Source organism: Bradyrhizobium sp. CCBAU 45384, from assembly GCF_028128665.1.
Classification (GTDB): Bacteria; Pseudomonadota; Alphaproteobacteria; order Rhizobiales; family Xanthobacteraceae; genus Bradyrhizobium; species Bradyrhizobium manausense.
The window spans coordinates 176,269-198,306 of the sequence record NZ_LBIZ01000114.1; the positions used below are offsets into that span (position 1 = coordinate 176,269).

Annotated in this window: 20 protein-coding genes; 9 read left to right on the top strand and 11 right to left on the bottom strand. The window is 63.1% G+C overall.

Features of this window, described 5'->3' with window-relative positions; genetic code table 11:
- Positions 1–7: 7 nt before the first annotated feature.
- From XH80_RS27120 to XH80_RS27155, 8 genes are all read right to left on the bottom strand, one after another.
- Positions 8–2,077, bottom strand: a complete 2,070-nt coding sequence (locus XH80_RS27120; protein ID WP_271601205.1) for a DUF1217 domain-containing protein — start codon at positions 2,075–2,077, stop codon at positions 8–10.
- Between the two features lie 219 nt (positions 2,078–2,296).
- Complete coding sequence (locus tag XH80_RS27125; RefSeq protein ID WP_271601206.1) at positions 2,297–2,491, bottom strand: hypothetical protein; 195 nt, start codon at positions 2,489–2,491, stop codon at positions 2,297–2,299.
- Positions 2,492–3,000: 509 nt separating this feature from the next.
- The gene (locus tag XH80_RS27130) at positions 3,001–3,651 is read right to left on the bottom strand and encodes an HAD-IA family hydrolase (RefSeq protein ID WP_271601207.1); all 651 of its coding nucleotides are present in this window, start codon (positions 3,649–3,651) and stop codon (positions 3,001–3,003) included.
- A gap of 12 nt (positions 3,652–3,663) precedes the next feature.
- A complete protein-coding gene (locus XH80_RS27135) occupies positions 3,664–4,251 on the bottom strand; it encodes a YcxB family protein (protein WP_271601208.1) in 588 nt (195 codons plus the stop codon).
- A 126-nt stretch (positions 4,252–4,377) separates the two neighbouring features.
- Positions 4,378–4,941, bottom strand: coding sequence for a DinB family protein (locus tag XH80_RS27140; RefSeq protein WP_271601209.1), 564 nt, complete (start codon positions 4,939–4,941; stop codon positions 4,378–4,380).
- An 80-nt stretch (positions 4,942–5,021) separates the two neighbouring features.
- Entirely contained in the window at positions 5,022–7,997 is a 2,976-nt protein-coding gene (gene uvrA, locus XH80_RS27145; protein WP_271601210.1) for an excinuclease ABC subunit UvrA, read from the bottom strand.
- A gap of 282 nt (positions 7,998–8,279) precedes the next feature.
- Entirely contained in the window at positions 8,280–8,969 is a 690-nt protein-coding gene (locus tag XH80_RS27150; RefSeq protein ID WP_057755681.1) for an outer membrane protein, read from the bottom strand.
- 234 nt (positions 8,970–9,203) lie between these two features.
- Positions 9,204–9,968, bottom strand: coding sequence for an outer membrane protein (locus XH80_RS27155; RefSeq protein ID WP_271601211.1), 765 nt, complete (start codon positions 9,966–9,968; stop codon positions 9,204–9,206).
- Between the two features lie 422 nt (positions 9,969–10,390).
- On the opposite strand from XH80_RS27155, the gene XH80_RS27160 reads away from it, so the two are divergent.
- The 4 genes from XH80_RS27160 (at position 10,391) to XH80_RS27175 (ending at position 14,863) form a co-directional block, all read left to right on the top strand.
- Positions 10,391–10,888 carry a single-stranded DNA-binding protein gene (locus XH80_RS27160; RefSeq protein ID WP_057755676.1) on the top strand — a complete coding sequence of 166 codons (498 nt, stop codon included), beginning with the start codon at positions 10,391–10,393 and terminating at the stop codon, positions 10,886–10,888.
- 100 nt (positions 10,889–10,988) lie between these two features.
- Complete coding sequence (locus tag XH80_RS27165) at positions 10,989–11,168, top strand: hypothetical protein (protein ID WP_271601330.1); 180 nt, start codon at positions 10,989–10,991, stop codon at positions 11,166–11,168.
- A gap of 167 nt (positions 11,169–11,335) precedes the next feature.
- Positions 11,336–14,074, top strand: coding sequence for a DNA gyrase subunit A (gene gyrA, locus XH80_RS27170; RefSeq protein ID WP_271601212.1), 2,739 nt, complete (start codon positions 11,336–11,338; stop codon positions 14,072–14,074).
- 3 nt (positions 14,075–14,077) lie between these two features.
- Positions 14,078–14,863 (top strand): substrate-binding domain-containing protein, encoded by a 786-nt coding sequence (locus XH80_RS27175; protein WP_271601213.1) that lies wholly within the window; start codon positions 14,078–14,080, stop codon positions 14,861–14,863.
- A gap of 235 nt (positions 14,864–15,098) precedes the next feature.
- On the opposite strand, the gene XH80_RS27180 is transcribed toward XH80_RS27175, so the two are convergent.
- Both XH80_RS27180 and XH80_RS27185 read right to left on the bottom strand, forming a co-directional pair.
- Positions 15,099–16,952, bottom strand: coding sequence for a potassium transporter Kup (locus XH80_RS27180; RefSeq protein ID WP_271601321.1), 1,854 nt, complete (start codon positions 16,950–16,952; stop codon positions 15,099–15,101).
- Between the two features lie 213 nt (positions 16,953–17,165).
- Entirely contained in the window at positions 17,166–17,423 is a 258-nt protein-coding gene (locus tag XH80_RS27185) for a hypothetical protein (protein ID WP_271601214.1), read from the bottom strand.
- 259 nt (positions 17,424–17,682) lie between these two features.
- On the opposite strand from XH80_RS27185, the gene coaD reads away from it, so the two are divergent.
- The 5 genes from coaD (at position 17,683) to queA (ending at position 20,847) form a co-directional block, all read left to right on the top strand.
- Positions 17,683–18,177, top strand: coding sequence for a pantetheine-phosphate adenylyltransferase (gene coaD / locus XH80_RS27190; RefSeq protein WP_057755666.1), 495 nt, complete (start codon positions 17,683–17,685; stop codon positions 18,175–18,177).
- Positions 18,178–18,217: 40 nt separating this feature from the next.
- Entirely contained in the window at positions 18,218–18,793 is a 576-nt protein-coding gene (locus tag XH80_RS27195; RefSeq protein WP_057755664.1) for a peptidylprolyl isomerase, read from the top strand.
- Between the two features lie 8 nt (positions 18,794–18,801).
- Positions 18,802–19,212 (top strand): hypothetical protein, encoded by a 411-nt coding sequence (locus tag XH80_RS27200; protein ID WP_057755662.1) that lies wholly within the window; start codon positions 18,802–18,804, stop codon positions 19,210–19,212.
- Entirely contained in the window at positions 19,209–19,673 is a 465-nt protein-coding gene (locus XH80_RS27205) for a peptidylprolyl isomerase (RefSeq protein ID WP_035702663.1), read from the top strand. Before XH80_RS27200 ends, XH80_RS27205 begins: the two co-directional genes overlap by 4 nt.
- Positions 19,674–19,773: 100 nt before the next feature.
- The gene (gene queA, locus XH80_RS27210; RefSeq protein WP_271601215.1) at positions 19,774–20,847 is read left to right on the top strand and encodes a tRNA preQ1(34) S-adenosylmethionine ribosyltransferase-isomerase QueA; all 1,074 of its coding nucleotides are present in this window, start codon (positions 19,774–19,776) and stop codon (positions 20,845–20,847) included.
- Between the two features lie 118 nt (positions 20,848–20,965).
- Here queA and XH80_RS27215 read toward each other — a convergent pair whose 3' ends face one another.
- Positions 20,966–22,003, bottom strand: a complete 1,038-nt coding sequence (locus XH80_RS27215) for an aspartate-semialdehyde dehydrogenase (protein ID WP_271601216.1) — start codon at positions 22,001–22,003, stop codon at positions 20,966–20,968.
- Between the last annotated feature and the right edge of the window lie 35 nt (positions 22,004–22,038).

Sequence of the window (22,038 nt, forward strand, 5' to 3'; positions counted from 1 at the left end):
CGATCCGTCACCACGGGCTGGCGCGCATTTTTGCCATGGCGAGATATGTCGATTCACTGATGCCTGACGTCCCCGAGCTCGATCCCTGGTAGAGGTCGAGCACGGGCGAGTAGGTTTGGCTGGCGTTCTTCGCGTCATACATGGCCGAGAAGCGGCTGAGAAGTTTTGCAACTTTCGTGGGATCTCCGAGGTCTTTGAGATTGAGGTACTTCTCCACGATCTTGGCCTGCTGATCGATCTGCATTGAGGCCATCTGATCGGGCAAGTCGAAGGTGGTGCGGAACACCTCCGAGAGCGCCTTGTCGGCGAGAATGTCGTAGGCGGATGTGATGTGTCCCGCCATGCGCTGGAAATACAGTGCGAGGCGCACGCCCGGATTGGCATCGCCCTGCTGCTGCTCCAGGCTTTGCTCGAGATAGTTCTTCTGCGTTGACAGGAATTGATCGCGCTTTTGCGGACCCTCCATCGCAAGGCGCGCGACGTTGCCGTCCTTGTCGAAATTGAACGATGCTGCGATCTCGGCAAAGCGAGGATCGCTTTCCGTGTCTGCGAAGCTCTTGGGGTCATTCAGATCGGAAGCAAAAATTTTCTTGAGATAGGTGGTGCTCACCTTTGCGGGGTCCAAACCCTTGGCGACCAGGATGAAGTCGACCAGCTTCCTGTTCGCGAGCAGATCGGAAACGCTCTTGATGCCGCCGATCGCCTGTTGATAGTCCGAGGCGTCCTTCTGTGCCTGCACCTTGATCTTCGGCTGGGCCTGCGGGCTTGCAAATTTCAGTTTCGCAATGACGTAGTTCTTCGCGATATCGAGGATTTCGGCTGGATCCTGGGCCGCCAGAGGGGTGGTCAGATTGCCTTTGGCGTCGAAATTGAAGGCACGCGCGAGCTTGACATAGCGATCGTCCTTGAGCGTATAGACATAGCTCTTGGGATCGCTGAGGTCGCTTTCGAGGACAGCCTTCACGGTCGATTGCGACACTTGTGTGGGATCGAGGCCGACGGCAGCCAACGCAAAACCATACGCGCCCGGTATGGAGACCAGCGCCTGCAGTGAAGTCACGCTCGGGATGGCTTTTCTGAATTGCCCGATCAGCACAGCTTCCTGTAGCGGGCTGGCCGCCGCATAGACCGCCGACTTGCTGTCGTCGAATCTCTTGTTGGTGCTGGCAAGGTTTGCAGCGGTCTGTGCCGGGGTCCCCGGTGGAAGCGAGCCGTCGGCTGAAAAATCGAACGCGGCGGCGAGATCCATGAACCCGCCGGTCGTCGCGATCGCGTCGTTGGTGCTGGATATGCTGCTCACGGCCGACTGCAGGCGATATCTTTCGACCAGGATCTGGACCTTCAATTGATTGACGTCGGCGCCGGGCTGCGACAGTTGCGTCGTGTAGTCGGCGATCTTCGTGCTGGCGTCCGCTGCATCCGATTTGGCCTGGGCAAGCTGCGCGTTCAGGCCATCCAGCTTGGACGAGAAAGTGACGTTGACGTAGCTGTTCGGATCTGACGGGTCGCTGGTCAGGACCTGCTTGATCGTGTCGCGCGACCATTTGCTCTGGTCGATGCCGAATGCCGAGGCGACATAGTTGCGGAGACGATCGTCGCTCAGAATCTGGCCGACGCTGGTCACGGTGCCAATTTTGGCATTGTAGTATTTCGCGTCGGCGGCAATGGCATCGACGTTGCTCTTCATGGCTGCGGTGTACAGCCCGATCATGTCCTCGGTCTGGCTTTCCGATTGCGCGATTTTCGTTGTGCCGCCGCCGAAGGAGAAGGCCGCGGCGAATTCCCGGTAACGCTTGTCGATCAGCGTGTTGGCGAAGCTCCTGGGGTCCGAGAGATCACTCTGCAGCACCTTCTTCATGAAGGCCTTGGCGTAGGCCATGTCTTCCAGACCATAGGCTTTCGTGACGTAGTGATACAGGCGATAGTCCCTCATCAGATCGTCGACGCTGTGCACCTTGCCGATGTTGGCCTTGTAGTAAGCAGCTTCCCGCGAGACGTCCGACTGCTGCGCCACCCGCGTCAGCGACTGTGTGAGATTGCGCGCGATATAGCTGTAGTTGAAATAGGTCGACACCATGGGCATTCCTGACGGCGAGGCTGGGCTTGTCGAGGAGGCCTGGACGTCCGTCAGTCATTGCCGGGTCGCGAGGCAGGGACTGGCCTCATGCCAGCACGCAGAAACATTGTTTCGGTTCATTACTGCGATTCTGGGCGACAACTTTAGGTATTTCTTGCGTCGAAGGGCCGCATCGTCAGAGCGCTTCCGCAAGCCTCCCGCAAGCAAGCGCGCGTAAGCTCATCCCTTGGTATTGCAGTCGCGCATGTCTTCGCCGTCTCGCGGCACGTCGTGCCCGAGCTTTGCGGTGGTCATCGCCCTCAAGAGTGCCGAGGGCGCAGGGAAGGCCGGGAGCCGGCTGGCACCCGCGGTCCACTGTGCGATAGTCTGCGCTACAAAAGGCTGCACAGCGGCATACAGGTGAAGCCAGGACATCCCGGCCTTCCCTGCGCAGTGGTTGGAACGGCTTATGTCGTGCTCTCCCCGGGGAGCGATGCACTATTGCCCCCGTCGCCTCGCGGATGGCTGATGTGCACGCCCGGTTGGACATCGCACATCACCACGAGACTTGGCGCACAGACTCCGGGCGCCAGGACCACACGATTTTGCCGTACGCAGGCTGCACCGGTCGTTTGCGCGACGGTCTTCGCTCACGGTTTCCCGCCCCGCGAGGACCTTCGCGCCAATGCGGCCTGCGTCCACCACATCCCACCCGCGTGTCGTGACGATCGCGATACGCCCCTCGGACCGGGCAGGGTGGATCCTGTATGCGTCATTTCCGAATTCGAGTAAAGCGAATTATTTGCACTGGCAAGCATTGACCGAGCGGTGGTGTGTTTTGCCCGTCGGGCAACGCCGCGGATGGTGGGAGAGCGTAATGCGTAGGGCGGATTAGCGAAGCGTAATCCGCCGCCTTTGGCCCTGCGGATGCCAACAGAGGTGGATTACGCTTCGCTAATCCACCCTACGTTCCCGCATAAGGCGGCCGCGATCTCATCCATCTGTGCGAACATGTAGTCGGGCGAAAGCGCCTGTAACGCGGACGACGCGGCATAGCCCCAACTGACCGCGCCGCAGGCAACACCCACCGCGCGCGCCGCCTCGATGTCGCGGACCTCGTCGCCGATGGAAATGACTTTTTTCGGAACGGCTTCGGCGCGCCGGATCACACGGCGGAATTTCGCGGCCTTGCCGAACAACGACGCGGCGCAGTCGAAATGCTGGAAGAGCGCGGCCGACGCACCGAGCTTTTGCCGCGCGTTGACCTCGCTGTCCGACGTCACCAGCGCAAGCTGCACGCCGTTCTCCGCGAGCGTCCGCAGCATCGCATCAGTGCCGGCAAACAGCGGAATCTCTGCGGCCGCTTCGCCCTTCAGCCGCCGGGCATAGCGCGCGATCGCGGGCAGCTTCCACACGGGCACTTCGAGCCGGGAGAGGATCTCCCGCGTCGAGGCATGCCTGAGCTCCTCGATATCCTCATCCCGCACGCGACGAAAGCCGAAGCGGTCGGCGACGTCGTTGATGGTGCGCAGGAACCAGGGGAAGCTGTCGACGAGGGTGCCGTCGAGGTCGAAGATGGCGAGGGAGTAGGGCATGAAGGGAGGCTACTAGCCGATAGCCGGGCTTGCGGATGATTTGGCCGAGGATGCGGCGCGTCGCACATGCTCATTGGCCCACTCTGCAAATGCAATACGCGACGCCGAGTCAGCGAAAACCCTGGCTGGAATAAAAAAGCCAATCCGTGCGTCGTACCAGAGCGCGACCAGCGTATCAGTATCCTTCACCGCTGCAATCGCATTCCAGAGCACCCGGCTTTCGGTACCCGGAGTCCTAACGATTATCGAGACATCATCAAAAATAACTTGCCACGTCTTCTGCGCGGCTCCACGCATCTCGAACAATTTGTCGAACATTCGGCGATTGCACCAGCCCATCACGAAGAATGCGAAGAAATACCCCAGCATGAACCATAGTAACGATCCGAATGCCGCGCCCGACGTCGTCCGACCTCGATCCACGGCTGTGCAGGCCCAAACGATGATCAGGAAGATCGCGACGAGTGGCGCACCAGCGCTGATGCGCTTGTCAATGAGAGCCCCGAGCTGTTTACCAGTAAGATTTGCAAAAGCGCGGTCTTCGGCTCTGGTGACTTGAAATTCGAAATGAAAGCCGCTTGCTTCAGTTGCGTTGCTCAAATCTGATCTCCCGACGGCGAAATCAGAGCAGTACAGCAAGGATCAGCAACTAACCAGAGGTTGCTGATGGACGAACTAAGTATTGTGGCACGGACGATGCTCAGAACATGGCGAGAGATTAGGGCCCTAGGATTTCCAAACCGTCTGCTCGCTCCAGCCGAGTTCGGCGAACTCGGCAGCCCGCAGCGGGGCCTCCCCTTCTGCGAAGAATTCATCGAGCTGTGGCGGTGCGACCGACGTTTCCGACAGCATGGCGTGGGCCTGTCCGCGATGGTGGATCTGATGCTGGAACAGATGCATCAACAGCCGGTCTCGGCGTTCGGTCTGGACGCGCGTGTCGCGGTTGATCCGGACCATGCCCTCCAGAAGCTCTGGTGTCAGCGCATCGCAGATGACGATCAAGCGTCGGTCCATGGCGCCTTGAGCCGCTTTCAGCGCAGCAAGTGAGGGGTACCGCACCTCGTTTGCCCAGGCGCGTGGTCCGAGCCAGCCGCCCTCGAGCGCATCGATGTAGAAGAGATCGATGACGTAGATGTGGTTCAGCGTGCGTTGAATGCTCGGGAAGAAGCCGGTTCGCGGGGCTTCGAACTCGGCTTGGCTGAGACCGGCGCAGGCGGTCAGCAGGCGATGGTTCGCCCAGGCATTGTTGTAGGCGAAGGCGCGATAGGTTTGAACGAGGCCTGCGGACATGTCGGCTTCCCGAATCTCGCTTCTCACAAGAAGGGCAGCGGCGGATTACGCTTCGCTAATCCGCCCTACGGCTCCAACATTTACTCCGCCGCCTCACTCGTGCTCCTTCGCTTCGGCTTGCGCGCCTTCTTCAGCACCGGCTCCAGGAACCTGCCGGTGTAACTGCGTTGCGCTTTCACGATGTCTTCCGGCGGGCCCCAGGCGACGATCTCGCCGCCGCCGTCGCCGCCTTCGGGGCCGAGGTCGATGACCCAGTCTGCCGTCTTGATGACTTCGAGATTGTGCTCGATGACCACGACGGTGTTTCCCTGCGCGACCAGCTCGTGCAGCACCTCCAGGAGCTTCTTGACGTCGTGGAAGTGCAGGCCGGTGGTCGGCTCGTCCAGGATGTAGAGCGTGCGGCCGGTGGCGCGCTTTGACAGCTCTTTTGCCAGCTTGACGCGCTGGGCTTCGCCGCCTGAAAGAGTCGTCGCCTGCTGGCCAACATGGATGTAGTCCAGGCCGACGCGGTGCAGCGTCTGGAAAGTCTCGCGCACGCGCGGCACCGCCTTGAAGAACTCGGCGGCTTCCTCGACGGTCATGTCGAGCACGTCGGCGATGCTCTTGCCCTTGAACAGGACCTCCAGCGTCTCGCGGTTGTAGCGCTTGCCTTTGCAGACGTCGCAGGTGACGTAGACGTCGGGCAGGAAGTGCATCTCGATCTTGATGACGCCGTCGCCCTGGCAGGCCTCGCAACGGCCGCCCTTGACGTTGAAGGAGAAGCGGCCGGGCTCGTAGCCGCGGGCCTTGGCTTCAGGCAGCCCAGCAAACCATTCCCGGATCGGCGTGAAGGCGCCGGTATAAGTCGCCGGATTCGAGCGCGGGGTACGGCCGATCGGCGACTGGTCGATGTCGATGATCTTGTCGATATGCTCGAGGCCCTCGATGCGGTCGTGCGGGGCGGCGCCTTCGCTGGCGTTGTTGAGCTTGCGCGCGATGGCCTTGTAGAGCGTATCGACGAGGAGCGTCGACTTGCCGCCGCCGGAGACGCCTGTCACGGCGGTGAACAGGCCGAGCGGAATCTCCGCGGTGACGTTCTTGAGATTGTTGCCGCGCGCGTTCACCACCTTGATGGTGCGGCGATGGTTCGGCGGACGCCGTTCCGGCACCTCGACCTCGAGCTCGCCGGTCAGGTACTTGCCGGTGAGCGATTTCGGGTTGCGCATGATCTGTTCGGGCGTGCCTTCGGCGACGATGTTGCCACCGTGCATGCCGGCGCCGGGGCCGATGTCGAGCACGTAGTCTGCGAGGCGAATGGCGTCCTCGTCATGCTCGACCACGACCACGGTATTGCCGAGGTCGCGAAGCCGCTTCAGCGTGTCGAGCAGGCGCGCGTTGTCGCGCTGGTGCAGGCCGATCGACGGCTCGTCCAGCACGTAGAGCACGCCCGTCAGGCCCGAGCCGATCTGCGAGGCCAGGCGAATGCGCTGGCTCTCGCCGCCGGACAGCGTGCCGGAGGAGCGGGACAAGGTGAGATAGTTGAGGCCGACGTCGAGCAGGAAGGTCAGGCGCTCGCGGATTTCTTTCAGGATGCGCCCGGCGATCTCGTTCTGCTGCGCGTTCAGCGCATCAGGCACGGTCTCGAACCAGGCGCCGGCGCCCTTCACCGACAGCTCCGAGATCTCGCCGATATGCTTGCCGCCGACCTTGACGCAGAGCGCCTCAGGCTTCAGCCGGAAGCCATTGCAGGCGCCGCAGGGTACGTCGTGGAAATATTTTGCGAGCTCCTCGCGCGCCCATTCGCTCTCGGTTTCGCGGTAGCGGCGGTTGATGTTGGTGATGACGCCTTCGAACGGCTTCTTGGTGTCGTAGGAGCGCACCCCGTCCTCGTAAGAGAACTTGATCTCGTCCTCGCCGGAGCCATGCAGGATGGCGTTCTGCGTTTTCTTCGGCAGATCCTTCCATTTTGTGGTGAGCGTGAACTTGTAGTGCTTGCCGAGCGCGGTCAGCGTCTGCACGTAATAGGGCGACGACGACTTGGCCCAGGGCGCGATCGCGCCCTTGCCGATGGCGACCTCCTTGTCGGGGATGACCAGATCCTCGTCGACATGCTGCTCGACGCCGAGGCCGCCGCAGGCCGGGCAGGCGCCATAGGGGTTGTTGAACGAGAACAGGCGCGGTTCGATCTCGGGAATGGTGAAACCGGAGACCGGGCAGGCGAACTTTTCCGAGAACAGGATGCGCTCGGGTCCGCTCTTGTCATGGATCTTGGCCGTCTTCTTTTTCTCTTCGACCGGCGTCGCTGCCGGCGCGTCGGCGAACTCGACGACGGCGAGGCCCTCGGCGAGCTTCAGCGCTGTCTCGAAGCTTTCGGCGAGGCGCTGGCCGATATCGGCGCGCACCACGATGCGGTCGACCACGACGTCGATGTCATGCGGGAATTTCTTGTCGAGCGCAGGCGCTTCCGCGAGCTCATAGAAGGTGCCGTCGATCTTGACGCGCTGAAAGCCCTTCTTGAGCCATTCGGCGAGCTCCTTGCGGTACTCGCCCTTGCGGCCGCGCACGACGGGGGCGAGCAGATAGAGGCGGGTGCCCTCGGGCAGCGCCAGCACGCGGTCGACCATCTGCGAGACGGTCTGGCTCTCGATCGGCAGTCCCGTGGCCGGCGAATAGGGCACGCCGACGCGCGCCCAGAGCAGGCGCATGTAGTCGTAGATCTCCGTGACGGTGCCGACCGTCGAGCGTGGGTTCTTCGACGTCGTCTTTTGCTCGATCGAGATCGCCGGCGACAGGCCGTCGATCTGGTCGACGTCGGGCTTCTGCATCATCTCCAGGAACTGGCGGGCATAGGCCGAGAGCGATTCGACGTAGCGGCGCTGGCCCTCCGCGTAGATGGTGTCGAAGGCGAGCGAGGATTTGCCGGAGCCGGAGAGGCCGGTGAATACCACGAGCTTGTCGCGGGGAATCTCGACGTCGATGTTCTTGAGGTTGTGCTCGCGCGCGCCACGAATCGTAATTGCGCGCAGGCTGGAGCCCGCGTTCTGCTGTTGGCGCTTCGCCTTGATCACTTCATCCATCCGGTTTGCCCTCGAGGAATCCCAAAGCTACGCGATCGCGCCAACGTTTAAGGCGCGCTTCGCCCGGAACCGGGATCGGCGCCAATGGGGTTCTGAGCGAACGTAGGAAGAACGAAGACGGATTTCCAGTGGGACTTGCGAATCGTCAACGGATTGTTGGCGCACTGGCGGGACTTGGCAGCAGCTACTTGGCAGCAGCTCATGGCAATGGCCTTGGCTGGAACAACAAAAAGGCCGGCGCGAGGCCGGCCTTTCGTGACGATGTGACGTCGGTTGCGTAGATCAGTACTTCGCGACCACCGGGCCGCCGAAGTGATAGTTCACGCCGACCTGCACGGTGTGCAGGTTGAGCGTACCGGTCGGCAGGGCGCCCGAGAAGTAGGTCTCGCCGCCGAGGCTGCGATAGAGGTACTCGCCCTTGACCGACCACTGCGGCGCGAAGAACGCTTCGACGCCTGCGCCGACGGTCCAGCCGGAGTGGAACTTGCTGTCGGAGACCGATGCAGCGCCCAAGGTGGCGGTGAGCTTGTTGTCGATCCAAGCGTAACCGCCGGTGCCGTAGAACAGAACGTTGTTAACGGCATAGCCGATGCGGCCCCGAACGGTGCCCAGCGCGTCAGTCTTCGAGGTCAGAGAGGCCGGAACGCCACCGACGCCGGGAACGAAAACCGTACCCGTAGCCGTAGCGCTGACGTCAGCCCAGGCGCCATCGGCCTCGACACCGAACACGACGTTGCCGGTCTGCCAGTTGTAGCCGGCGGTGCCGCCGACGAAGCCACCCTTCATCTTCGGGTCGCCAGAAGCAGCTTCCCAGGCGCCGCCACCGACGATACCGAGATAGAAGCCGGTCCAGTCGTAGACCGAGGCCACGGCCACGGGAGCCTTGGTGTAGGGGCGCGCCGCCAGATCGGCAGCCGAAGCGGCGCCGGTGAGGGCGATCAGAGCGGCCGAAGCCAACAAAACCTTCTTCATTTTCAACTTATCCCAGTCCCAGTTTCTGTTGTTGCCTTCCGCAAGATCGGAAGGGCATCGGACGCTGTGGTCCAACTGGTGCCGTGCTTACACCACCAAAGCTGCAAGTTGCGTCTCTCAAAAGCCACAACAAATACAAAATGTAAGACCGGCTGACCCATGGTTCCCGTCGGGAACAGAAAAGCGAAAGGCCGGCGCGAGGCCGGCCTTTGTTCTCAAACGATTTCAGGTGGATCAGTATTTCGCGATGACCGGGCCGCCCCAGCGATAATTGAGGCGGACAAGACCCATGTCGACATTCTGGCTGATGCGATCGGTCTGGAATGCGGTGCCACCGGGCGCGTTGAGCGTCAGAGTCCTGCTGCCCAGGAAGATGTGGTCGTACTCAACGCCCACCGACCAGTTCGGCGCGAAGCCGAACTCGAGGCCGGCGCCAACCGTGCCGCCCCAGCGGTTGTCGCTGGCCGAGGCGAGCAGGGTGCCGGCTCCGGCGAATCCGGGCGCGGTGTAGATATTGAACTTGTCGGCGACCACGGCACCGCCGCCCTTCACGTAGAACAGCACGTTGTTCCAGGCGTAGCCAATCTGGCCCGTGATCAGGCCGAAGGCGTCGATCTTCGAGCGGTTGCGCTGGGTTGGGATGAGGGTGCTGACATTGTCGCCGGAGAAGTCGGCCCAGTTGCCCTGGCCTTCGAGGCCGAACACCCAGTTGGCCGATTGCCAGCGATAACCGATCTGGCCGCCAACCGTGCCGCCAGTGGCATTGTGGCAACCCTCGCCGAACAGGGTGCCGGTGGTCGGTGCGACGAAGTCCCAGCATTTGTGGCTCGATCCGCCGCCGCCGTTGATGCCGATGTAGAAGCCGCTCCAGTCGTAGATGGTGGCGACCATCGGCGGCGGCGCCTTGGTGTAGGGACGTGCCGCAAGATCGGCAGCACTCGCCGGTGCTGACAAGCCCAAGGCAACAATACCAATTGTACCAAACAGAATTTTCTTCATTGCAGTCTCCCCAGTGTCGTCCGCTCCAGAAGTCCCCTGAAGCGGTCAATCAGGCGCGACGCCCATCATTGAACCAATTCCGACTCAACCGTAGTCCAACCGGGCGGCCGAGTCCGTCTCTGGAATGCAACAGTCGCCAGGCAATTGATCTGGGCGTAACCTAATGAATGTTAATCATTTTTTTCCTGCGCCGGTTCCAATTCATGGCGGCGTGCATAGCGGCATGAGTCGCTGTTTGCACGCTTGGGTCGCGCTATTTCGAGAGGAACAAATCTGGAACGAATGTTCGATCGATGCTATATGTGGGGATAACCGAGGGTGTGCCGGGCCGATCGGCCCCTGTAAGCGTATAGGGTCGGCTTAACAGGCGGCGGCGCGGGCGCGCCTTCGAAATTCAGTGGCATTTGGAGTGGAGAGCGGCGATGGCGGGAAGCGTCAACAAGGTCATTCTGGTCGGAAATCTCGGCAAGGATCCGGAAATCCGCCGCACCCAGGACGGGCGGCCGATCGCGAATCTGAGCATCGCGACGTCCGAGACCTGGCGCGACAAGAACACCGGCGAGCGCAAGGAGAAGACCGAGTGGCATCGTGTCGTGATCTTCTCCGAGCCGCTTTGCAAGATCGTCGAACAGTATCTGAAGAAGGGCGCCAAGGTTTACATCGAGGGCGCGCTACAGACCCGCAAGTACACCGACCAGAGCGGCGTCGAGAAGTATTCGACCGAGGTCGTGCTGCAGGGATTCAACTCGACCCTGACGATGCTCGACGGCCGCGGCGGTGGCGGAGGAGGCGGCAGCTTCGGCGATGAGGGTGGCGGCGATTTCGGCTCGTCCGGTCCGGTCAGCAGCGCACCGCGTCGCCCCGTGGCCGCTGGCGGCGGCGGCCGCAACAACGACATGGACGACGATATCCCGTTCTAGGCCAAGCGGGGTTTTTGCGCCGCCTTTGCCTCGCTCGCCTAAAGAGGCAGATTTTCTTACCAATTGGCGGGCCGAGCTGGGCTTTCCGGGCTGGCCTGATGTGTTGCCTCAAATTCACGTCGTGCCTGGTCTGCCGCTCGCGGTCTGGCGGGCGCATACCCACCGCGTGACCGATCACCGGCGGATCATGATCCTGATGTTTGCAGGCGCGCTGGTGGTGGCGGGACTGTTCACGCTGCTGCCCGGGCGCATCATGCACCACGTGGTTTTCGGGACTTGAGCGCTGGTTCCCGGCGGCTCACCGAGACCACGCCCCTGATGGTGCCGAGCTGGGCGTAAGCCTCTGGAAAAACAGTCGGAAAAAGCGCTGCCCTGCCCCCCGCAAGGGTGGTTATCGGGGCCTCGATGCGCTATATGATTCCCAGATAAACCTCACCGGATTCCCCCTTGGCTGACGACGACAACAAGCCCGGCGACCAGCCGGCGCAACCCTCGGACATTCGCCCCGTCTCGATCTACGAGGAGATGAAAAAGTCCTACCTCGATTACGCCATGAGCGTGATCGTGTCGCGGGCGCTGCCTGATGCGCGCGACGGGTTGAAGCCCGTGCACCGCCGCATCCTGTTCTCCATGAACGAGGAAGGCTACACGCCCGACAAGAAGCACAAGAAGTCGGCCGGTATCGTCGGCGACGTCATGGGCCAATACCATCCGCATGGTGACCAGGCGATCTATGACGCGCTGGTGCGCATGGCGCAGCCTTTCTCGATGCGCGAGCTGCTGGTGGACGGGCAGGGCAATTTCGGCTCGGTCGACGGCGATCCGCCGGCGGCGATGCGCTACACCGAGTCGCGGCTGACCAAGATCGCGCTCAAGCTGCTCGACGACATCGACAACGAGACGGTCGACTTCCAGGACAACTATGACGGTTCGACCAAGGAACCCGTGGTCCTGCCGGCGCGGTTCCCCAACCTGCTGGTCAACGGTGCGGGTGGCATTGCGGTCGGCATGGCCACCAACATCCCGCCGCACAATCTCGGCGAGGTCATCGACGCCTGCCTGGCGCTGGTCGACAATCCGTCGCTGACCATCGACGAGCTCAACAACATCATCCCGGGCCCCGACTTCCCGACCGGCGGCATCATCCTCGGACGCCAGGGCATCCGCAGCGCCTATCATCTCGGCCGCGGCTCCATCGTGATGCGCGGCAAGGTCGAGTTCGAGACGATCCGGAAAGAGCGCGAAGCCATCGTCATCACCGAGATCCCGTACCAGGTGAACAAGGCGACGATGGTCGAGCGCATCGCCGAGCTCTACAAGGAAAAGAAGATCGAGGGCATCGCCGATCTGCGCGACGAATCCGACCGCGACGGCTACCGAGTCGTGGTCGAGCTCAAGCGCGATGCCGTGCCCGACGTGGTGCTGAACCAGCTCTATAAATTCACGCCGCTGCAGACGAGCTTTGGTGTCAACGCCGTCGCGCTCGACTCGGGCCGCCCGCAGACGATGAACCTGAAGGACATGCTGACGATCTTCGTCGGCTTCCGCGAGCAGGTCATCACCCGCCGCACCAAATACAAGCTGCGCAAGGCGCGCGAGCGGGCGCATGAGCAGGTCGGCCTCGCGATCGCGGTCGCCAATATCGACGAGATCATCAAGGTGATCCGGACCTCGCCGACGCCAGCCGCCGCCCGCGACACCCTGATGACGCGCGACTGGCCGGCCCGTGATGTCGAGGACATCATCACGCTGATCGATGACCCGCGCCATCGCATCAACGAGAACGGCACCATCCGCCTGTCGCTGGACCAGGCCAAGGCGATCCTGGAACTGCGTCTGGCGCGCCTGACTGCGCTCGGTCGCGACGAAATCGGCGACGAACTGTCAAAGCTCGCCGGCGAGATCGGCGAATATCTCGATATCCTGCACTCACGCGCCCGCATCCTCGACATCATCAAGACCGAGCTTGCGGAGGTGAAGGCCGAGTTCGCCACCCCGCGCCGCACCGTGATCATGGAGCAGGAAGGCGAGGTCGAGGACGAGGACCTGATCCAGCGCGAGGACATGGTGGTCACCGTCTCGCACGCCGGCTATGTCAAGCGCGTGCCGCTGTCGGCCTATCGCGCCCAGCGCCGCGGCGGCAAGGGCCGCTCCGGCATGCAGACCCGGGACGAGGACTTTGTCAGCCGGCTCTTTGTCGCGTCGACTCATACGCCGGTCCTGTTCTTCTCGTCGCGCGGCCAGGTCTACAAGGAGAAGGTCTGGCGGCTGCCGATGGCAGCTCCCAACGCGCGGGGCAAGGCGCTGATCAACATCCTGCCGCTGGAGCAGGGCGAGCGCATCACCACCATCATGCCGCTGCCCGAGGATGAATCCACCTGGGGCCAGTTGGACGTGATGTTTGCCACCACAGGCGGCAACGTTCGCCGCAACAAGCTGTCCGACTTCGTCGACGTTCGCCGCTCCGGCATCATCGCAATGAAGCTCGACGACGGCGAAGCGATCGTCGACGTGCAGATCTGCACCGAGCATGACGACGTGCTGCTGACCGCGGCCGGCGGCCAGTGCATCCGTTTCCCGGTCCCCGACGTGCGCGTGTTCACCGGGCGCACCTCGATGGGCGTGCGGGGCATTGCGCTTGGCGAGGGTGACAAGGTGATCTCTCTGGCGATCCTGCGCCATGTCGAAACCACTTCGGACGAGCGTTCGGCCTATTTGAAGATGCGCCGCGCAGTCGCCGGCGAAGCTGCGGCCGAGGAGCCGGCAGCGGACGCCGAGGGCGAGGAGACCTCCGGCAGCTTCCAGCTCGCGCAGGAGCGCTATGCCGAGATGTCGGCGGCCGAGCAGGTCGTGCTCACCGTCTCCGTCAACGGCTATGGCAAGCGGACCTCGTCCTACGAGTACCGCACGACGGGCCGCGGCGGCAAAGGCATCGTCGCCATGAGCGTCAACAACCGCAACGGCAACCTGGTCGCGTCCTTCCCCGTCGAGGACGCGGATCAGATCATGCTGGTCACCGACAAGGGCCAGCTGATCCGCTGCCCGGTCGAAGGCATCCGCATCGCCGGCCGCTCAACGCAGGGCGTGATCGTGTTCGACACCGCCGAGGACGAGCATGTCGTCTCGGTCGAGCACATCACGGAAGAGGCGGAGAGCGGCAATGGCGAGAACGGCAACGGGGCGTAACGTATGCAGCGCGCCATTGGTTACCTGTTTGCCGTCCTTCTGGCCGTCACTTTTGCGACCAGCGCGTCTGCCGCTGATGTCAGGGTGATGATCTCAGCCGGGTTCTTCGCCGTGTATGAAGAGCTCGGTCCAGCCTTCGAGAAGTCGACGGGACACAAGCTCATCACGACGCGCGGCCCTTCGGTCGGTGATTCACCGGAAGCCATTCCGACGCGCCTGTCGCGCGGCGAGGAGGCCGACGTCGTGATCATGGACGGCATTGGCGTCGATCTGCTGGACCAGAAGGGACTGACGCGCGCGGGCAGCCGGGTGCCCTTGGCGGAATCGTTCATCGGCATGGTGGTGCGGGCCGGACAACCCAAGCCCGACATCAGCACGATGGATGCGCTTCGCAAGACGCTGCTTGCGGCGAAGTCCATCGCCTATTCGGACAGTTCCAGCGGCACTTATCTGTCGACGATCGGATTCAAGAAGCTCGGCGTCGCCGATGAGATCTCCGGCAAAACCCGCAAGGTGCGCGGCCCGCCGTCAGGTGAACCGGTCGCTGCCGTGGTCGCCCGCGGTGAGGCAGAGATCGGCTTCCAGCAAGTCCCGGAACTGATCCACGTGCCGGGAATCGATTTCGTGGGCACCGTGCCGTCCGAGGTTCAGCCACCGACACTGTATGTCGGTGCCTTGCCCAGGAATTCACAACAGTCCGACGCCGCGATGGCCTTGTTGCGCTTCCTGTCTTCCGCGGATGCTGCCACGGTGATCACCAAGTCCGGAATGAGGCCTTTGCCGCACTGAGCAGACTATGAGGCGGTCGCAAATCCGTCGCCCGGATGGAGAGAGGCACTGGATAGACGGCGATCACATTGCCCTGCGCGCATTTCCCGCCGATTCTGGGCAGAAATTGCAATGCCATTTTGACGCGTTTCGACCGTGGCTGGGTGAAACGACAATAGCCCCGAAGCCCGGACGTTGCCTGCCGTTGCGCGGAATCCCGGATTACGCTTGCGCTCCATCCGGGCTACCACTTGGCCTAGATCTCCAGCTCCGTGCCGAATTCCACGACCTGCTTGGTCGGCACGCCGAAGAACGCCGCTGAGCGTTCGGCGTTGCGCTGCAGGAAGGCAAACAGGCCTTCGCGCCAGACCCACATGCCAGGGACGTCCTCGCGCGGGATGATGGTCTCGCGGCCGACGTAATAGGTGATGTCGGCGAGGTCGATGCCGGGCAGCTTGCCTTGGCGGCACGTGAGGGTCAGGCCTTCGTAGATGGTCGGATTCTGCATGAAGCCATAATGCAGGATCACGCGGGTGATGCCGGGAATGATCTCGATCACCTCGGCCCGATCCTCGTCGGGGACATGCGGGGATTCCTCGATCAGCACGGTGACCAGCAGCACGCGTTCATGCAGCACGCGGTTGTGCTTGACGAACTGCGTGAGCGCCAGCGGCACGCCTTTCGGGGCCGAGGCCAGGAACACCGCTGTGCCGGGCAGGCGCGCGCTGCACTTGTTGACCGCGGTCTCGATCAGGTCCTCCTCGGGCTGTCGCAGCCTTGCCCGCGCGGCCTCGACCAGTTTCACGCCGGCCCGCCAGGTCAGCATGACGAAGGCAACGAGGCCGGCGAGCAGCAGCGGAAACCAGCCGCCCTCGAACAGCTTGATCGAGTTGGCCGCGAAGAAGATCATGTCGATGACGAAGAAGAAGCCGTTCACGGCCACCACCAGCCACGGCGAAAAACCCCACTGGATCGCGACCAGGGCCGCAAGGAGCGTGGTGATCGCCATCAGCAGCGACACCGCGATGCCATAGGCGCCGGCGAGTGCGTCCGAGGTGCCGAAGCTCAGCACAGCGCCGAGCGTTGCGGCGGCGAGCAGCCAGTTCACCAGCGGCACGTAGATCTGGCCGATCGCGTCGCTCTGCGTGTGGCGGATCTGCATGCGCGGCAGGAAGCCGAGCTGGATCGCCTGCTGGGTCAGCGAGAACACACCGGAGATGATCGCCTGCGAGGCGATCACGGTCGCAATGGCCGAGAACGCGACCAGACCGTAATGCAGGAAGTCAGGGCAAAGCTGGAAGAACGGATTCTCGATCATCGAGGGATCGGTGACCAGCAGCGCAGCCTGGCCGAAATAGTTCAGCACCAGCGCCGGCAAGCAGATCGCGAACCAGGCGAGCCGGATCGGCAGACGGCCGAAATGCCCCATATCGGCATACATCGCCTCGCCACCTGTCACCGCGAGGAAGGCCGCGCCGAGGATCGCGAAGGAGATCTGGAAGTCCTGATGGATCAGGAAGTCGAAGGCATAGAACGGGCTGAGCGCGGCCAGCACGGCCGGCGCCTTGAGGATGCCGTGGATGCCGAGCGCGGCCAGCACGATGAACCAGGCCAGCATGACCGGGCCGAAGATGCGGCCGATGAAGCCGGTGCCTTGCTTTTGCATCACGAACAGGCCGACCAGGATGGCGATGGTAACGGGCACGACCACGGGCGAGAGCGAGGGCGCGTCGACCTTGAGGCCTTCGATGGCCGATAGCACCGAGATGGCCGGCGTAATCGCGCCATCGCCGTAGAGCAGCGCCGCGCCGACCAGGCCGACGACGAGCAGGTGCGCGCGCCAGGTCCCGGGCTGGGCGTGGCGGGCATGCAGCAGCGCCAGCAGCGCAACGATGCCGCCTTCGCCGCGGTTGTCCGCGCGCAGGATCAACAGCGCATATTTCAGCGAGATGATCAGCAGCAGGGCCCACAGGATCAGCGAGGCGACGCCGAGCACAGCATCCTGTGTCACTGTGCCGCCATGGGCGGCCGCCTTGGCGGCTTCCTTCAGGGCATAGAGGGGGCTGGTGCCGATATCGCCATAGACCACCCCGAGGGCGCCCATGGTCATGGCAAGCGGAAGCGGATTGGGACGATGGCCGGAAGCGACGGCGGGCGTACTGGACAATTGCAAACCCTTCGATGGGAATCGCACCCGTCGGGTCATTCCGACGGGCGCGCGTCAACCACTCTGCGACGAGACGTCGCAAATTGCCATGGGATTTCTATCGGGGTTTCTATCGGAGCTTGTGCCGGCGTTTATGACGCCAGCCTGACAAGTCGCCTAAGGGGTGCGGTCTGCCGTGACCAGGCGCGCAACGCGGACGTCGGTCTTGGTGCCGGCGCGGCGCAGGCAGGACGCCTCGAAGTTCGGCCAAGCCTGCTGCGAGCAATCCCTGCCGATGGCCTTGATGTCGAGCCGGTCGGCCTTGGCCAGCGGTTGCGGCACGCTCGCTTCAACGGTGGGAGCAAAGCCGGGCAGCAGGGTGAGGGCTGCAGCAACACACGCAGCAACAGCGATCGCTGAAAGAGCCTTGATCATTGACGGTCCCCTGTGATGCGGCCGCTACGCCCAATATGCGGCCCGTCATTCGTTGGCTGGATTAGTAACCATGCCCAGTTTCCGGACGTCTTCGCTGATGCCGGAAATGGTTTCGTGCGTATCCGGTTGTGTGTCGTGGACGCCCCCAGGACGAAACAAACCGGCCCGTTCCGACTCGGAATGCCGGAAAAATCGGCAGGATGCGCGCAGGGAACCGGCCCGGCTTGCCGGGCAGGGCCGGGCGAGGTAGGACGGGGCCATGCCGCGCATTGCCTTTTACCCAGGTTCCTTCGACCCCATCACCAACGGCCATCTGGACGTGGTCCGGCATGCCGTCCCCCTGTGCGACAGGCTTGTTGTCGCTATCGGCGCTCATCCCGGCAAGAAGCCGCTGTTCTCGACCGAGGAGCGGCTGAAAATGCTGCATGATGTCTGCGGGCCGGTGGCGGCCCAGGCGGGCTGTACGCTGGAGACCACCACCTTTGACGACCTCTCGGTGACCGCCGCCCGCAAGCATGGTGCCACCATCATGATCAGAGGTTTGCGCGACGGCACCGACCTCGACTACGAAATGCAGCTCGCAGGCATGAATGAGGCCATGGCGCCGGAGGTGCATACGGTCTTCCTGCCGGCATCCCCCATGGTCCGCCCGATCACCGCCACACTGGTGCGACAGATCGCGGGTATGGGTGGTGACGTGTCGGCCTTCGTGCCGCCGCTCGTTGCATCCTTGCTCAAGGCCAAATTCGCCTGATAACGGCGCACTTCTTCATCTCATCTGATCCGGAGCTTTCATGAACCGTCGTTTCGCAATCCTTGCCACGATGTTTGTCGCGCTTATTGGCGCGGCCCCGGCCGTGGCGCAGCAGCTGCCGGCCAATCTCGACAAGGCCAATGCGCTCGTCATCGACACCACAAAGGGCCGCATCGTCATCAAGCTCAGGACCGACCTGGCGCCGCAGCACGCCGAGCGCCTCAAGCAGCTGGCGCGCGAGGGCTTCTACAACAACGTGCCGTTCCACCGCGTGATGGACGGCTTCATGGCCCAGACCGGCGACGGCCAGAACGGCAACGGCACCGGTGGCTCGAAATATCCGAATCTGAAGCAGGAATTCTCCAAGGTTCACTTCGCGCGCGGCATCGTCGGCATGGCACGGCGCGGCGACAGCGTCGATACCGCCAACTCGCAGTTCTTCATCATGTTCGCCGACGGCGGCAGCCTCGACGGCCAGTACACCGTAATCGGCGAGGTCGTGCAGGGCATGGACGTGGTCGACAAGCTGAAGAAGGCACCGGCCGGCTCGCCGAGCGGCACCGTCACCGATCCCGACAAGATGGTGAAGGTGCAGGTCGCCTCCGACATCAAGTAGGAGGGCTCATGGCGCGCCGCGGCGACAGGCTTCTGCTCGCTGCCGCAGCGCTCCTGCTCGCCACCATCGGTGCCGCTGCCGACGACGCGAAGGTCGACACCATCGCGGACATTTCCAGGTACCTGCAAACCTGCTGGAAACCGCCACCCGCCAGCAAGGCTCACCCCATCGACATCACCGTCATCGTGAGCTTTAACCGGAGTGGAAACATTTTGGGCCATCCGCGAATTTCCTATGAATCCGCGGATGCCACCGACGAAGACCGGCTGCAGTACCGCATCGCGGTGATGGAGACATTGCAACGCTGCACGCCGTTGCCATTTACCGATGCAATGGCCGGCGCGGCCGCGGGACGTCCCTTCGCGATCCCGATCCGTCGCCGGAAGACTTCACCTCCAACACAAGAGAGACGAGCATGAGCGTCACCGAAAACACATTGATCCTCGAGACCACGCAGGGCCCCGTCACCATCGAGATGCGTCCGGACCTCGCGCCCGGCCATGTCGCCCGCATCAAGGAGCTGGTCCGTGAGGGCTTCTACGACGGCATCGTGTTCCATCGCGTGATCGAGGGCTTCATGGCCCAGACCGGCTGCCCGCACGGCACCGGCACCGGCGGCTCCGGCAAGAAGCTGAAGGCCGAGTTCAACAAGGAGCCGCACGTGCGCGGCACCGCCTCGATGGCGCGCGCGGCGAGCCCGGATTCCGGCGACAGCCAGTTCTTCATCTGCTTCGACGATGCCCGTTTCCTCGACAACCAATACACGGTGTGGGGCAAGGTCACCGAGGGCATGGAGAACGTCGACAAGATCAAGCGCGGCGAGCCGGTCCAGAACCCGGACAAGATCGTCAAGGCGCGGATGGCGGCCGATAAGGAATAGGCATCTGTCGTCGTTCCGGGGCGGCTCGCAGAGCCGAACCCGGAACCTCGAGATTCCGGGTTCGCGCCTTGCGCGCCCCGGAATGACGTCATAGCGGACCATGCGCACCGACCTCTTCGATTTCGACCTGCCGCCGGAGCGCATCGCCTTGCGCCCGGCCAGTCCCCGCGACTCCGCGAAAATGCTGGTCGTGGAGAACGGCGCGCTGTGCGACCAGACCATTGCGGATCTGCCGCACTGGCTGAAGCCGGGCGACCAGCTCGTCGTCAACGACACCAAGGTGATCGCGGCGCAGCTCAAGGGCCGTCGCATCGGTCGGGAGACCGAGCCGAAGATCGAGGCGACGCTGATCAAGCGGCTCGACGGCTCGCGCTGGCAGGCGCTGGTGAAGCCCGCTAAGAAGCTCACACCCGGCGACCGCATCCGCTTCGGCAATGAGGGCAAGGTCTGCCTGCTCGGCCATCTCGATGCCGAGGTCGAGGCCAAGGGGATGGAAGGCGAGGTGACGCTTGGCTTCTCGTTCCATGGGCCCGCGTTGGACCAGGCGATCGCCGATCTCGGCAGTCCGCCGCTGCCGCCCTACATCGCTTCCAAGCGCACTCCTGACGATCAGGATCTCGCGGACTACCAAACGATGTTCGCGACGAACGAAGGCGCGGTGGCTGCGCCGACCGCGGGGCTGCATTTCACCCCGGCGCTCGAACAGGCGCTACGCGACCGCGGCGTCGGCATCGTCAGGGTCACGCTGCATGTCGGGGCAGGGACGTTCCTGCCGGTGAAGGTCGATGACACCGACGCTCACAAGATGCATGCCGAGTGGGGGACGATCTCCGCCGAGATTGCGGAGCGGCTCAACAGCGCGCGAAAAAACGGCGGCCGCATCATCGCCGTCGGCACCACGTCATTGCGGCTGCTGGAAAGCGCCACCACCGAGGACGGCACCATCCAGCCGTTCGCGGCCGAGACCTCGATCTTCATCACGCCCGGCTATCGTTTTCGCGCGGTCGATATTCTGATGACGAATTTCCATCTGCCGAAGTCGACGCTGTTCATGCTGGTGTCGGCGTTCGCGGGGCTGGGTACGATGAAGCAGGCCTATGCGCATGCGATCGCGAACGGGTACCGGTTCTATTCGTATGGGGACGCGTGTCTTCTGTTTCGGGCAGTGCCGTAGTGCCGTAGGGTGGGCAAAGCGAAGCGTGCCCACGTCTTTCTTGAATCCGGATAAGAACGGTGGGCACGGCGCTTGCGCGCCTTTGCCCACCCTACGAGGCCTGTTCTTACAGCTCCGGTTACGCCATCACCCGCTGCGGCAGGAGCTCCGCGATCTGCACGGCGTTCAGCGCGGCGCCCTTGAGCAGCTGATCGGCCGCCACGAACATCGAGATCGAATGGCCGGAGGGGTCGCTGAGGTCCTTGCGGATGCGGCCGACCAGGACATCGTCCTGGCCCGAGGCGTCGATCGGCATCGGGAAGTAGTTCTTGAGGCGGTCGTCGACGACCTTCACGCCTGGCGCCTGCGCCATGAGGCTGCGGACCTGGTCCTCGGTGATCGGCCTCTCGCATTCGAAGGTGATGGCCTCGCAATGGGCGCGCAGCACCGGCACGCGGACGCAGGTGACGCCGATCGCGATATTCTCGTCCTCGAAGATCTTGCGGGTTTCCTTGATGACCTTGGTCTCTTCGTCGTTGTAGCCGGTCTCGGGATCGACGGCCGTGTTGTGGTTGAAGAGATTGAACGCGTAGGGGTGCGGCATCACCTTGGGCGTGTAGACCTGCCCGTTGAGATTGGCGCGGGTCGACTCGACGAGCTCGTCCATTGCGGCCGCGCCGGCGCCGGAGGCGGCTTGATAGGTCGAGATGATCACGCGCTTGATGCGGTTCTTCTGATGGATCGGCCAGAGCGGCACCAGCGCGGTGATCGCGGCGCAGTTCGGGTTGGCGATGATGCCCTTGTGGTCGCGGATACGGCCAGCGTTCACTTCGGGGATGACCAGCGGCACGTTCGGATCCATGCGGAAGGCCGAGGAGTTGTCGACGACGACCGCGCCGGCCTTGACCGCGATGGGCGCGAACCTCTTCGAGATGCCGCTCCCGGCGGAGAACAGCGCGATGTCGACGCCCTCGAAGGCGCGCTCGGTCAATTCCTCGATGACGATGTTCTGGCCGCGGAACGATACCGTCTTGCCGGCGGAGCGGGCGCTGGCAAGCGCCTTGAGCTTGCCGACGCGAAAGCCGCGCTTGTCCATGGTGGCGATGAATTCGGCGCCCACCGCACCGGTGACGCCGACAATCGCGACGACGGGATCGTTACTCACTTTGTCCTCCATTGCATTTCGGTTGAGCTGGGATTCAGGCAACAAAA

Coding starts and splice junctions, on each gene's coding strand:
- XH80_RS27120 (WP_271601205.1), bottom strand. CDS start 2,077: ATGGTGTCGACCTATTTCAACTACAGCTATATCGCGCGCAATCTCACA.
- XH80_RS27125 (WP_271601206.1), bottom strand. CDS start 2,491: ATGTCCTGGCTTCACCTGTATGCCGCTGTGCAGCCTTTTGTAGCGCAG.
- XH80_RS27130 (WP_271601207.1), bottom strand. CDS start 3,651: ATGCCCTACTCCCTCGCCATCTTCGACCTCGACGGCACCCTCGTCGAC.
- XH80_RS27140 (WP_271601209.1), bottom strand. CDS start 4,941: ATGTCCGCAGGCCTCGTTCAAACCTATCGCGCCTTCGCCTACAACAAT.
- uvrA (WP_271601210.1), bottom strand. CDS start 7,997: ATGGATGAAGTGATCAAGGCGAAGCGCCAACAGCAGAACGCGGGCTCC.
- XH80_RS27150 (WP_057755681.1), bottom strand. CDS start 8,969: ATGAAGAAGGTTTTGTTGGCTTCGGCCGCTCTGATCGCCCTCACCGGC.
- XH80_RS27155 (WP_271601211.1), bottom strand. CDS start 9,968: ATGAAGAAAATTCTGTTTGGTACAATTGGTATTGTTGCCTTGGGCTTG.
- XH80_RS27160 (WP_057755676.1), top strand. CDS start 10,391: ATGGCGGGAAGCGTCAACAAGGTCATTCTGGTCGGAAATCTCGGCAAG.
- XH80_RS27175 (WP_271601213.1), top strand. CDS start 14,078: ATGCAGCGCGCCATTGGTTACCTGTTTGCCGTCCTTCTGGCCGTCACT.
- XH80_RS27180 (WP_271601321.1), bottom strand. CDS start 16,952: ATGACCATGGGCGCCCTCGGGGTGGTCTATGGCGATATCGGCACCAGC.
- XH80_RS27185 (WP_271601214.1), bottom strand. CDS start 17,423: ATGATCAAGGCTCTTTCAGCGATCGCTGTTGCTGCGTGTGTTGCTGCA.
- coaD (WP_057755666.1), top strand. CDS start 17,683: ATGCCGCGCATTGCCTTTTACCCAGGTTCCTTCGACCCCATCACCAAC.
- XH80_RS27195 (WP_057755664.1), top strand. CDS start 18,218: ATGAACCGTCGTTTCGCAATCCTTGCCACGATGTTTGTCGCGCTTATT.
- XH80_RS27200 (WP_057755662.1), top strand. CDS start 18,802: ATGGCGCGCCGCGGCGACAGGCTTCTGCTCGCTGCCGCAGCGCTCCTG.
- XH80_RS27205 (WP_035702663.1), top strand. CDS start 19,209: ATGAGCGTCACCGAAAACACATTGATCCTCGAGACCACGCAGGGCCCC.
- queA (WP_271601215.1), top strand. CDS start 19,774: ATGCGCACCGACCTCTTCGATTTCGACCTGCCGCCGGAGCGCATCGCC.
- XH80_RS27215 (WP_271601216.1), bottom strand. CDS start 22,003: ATGGAGGACAAAGTGAGTAACGATCCCGTCGTCGCGATTGTCGGCGTC.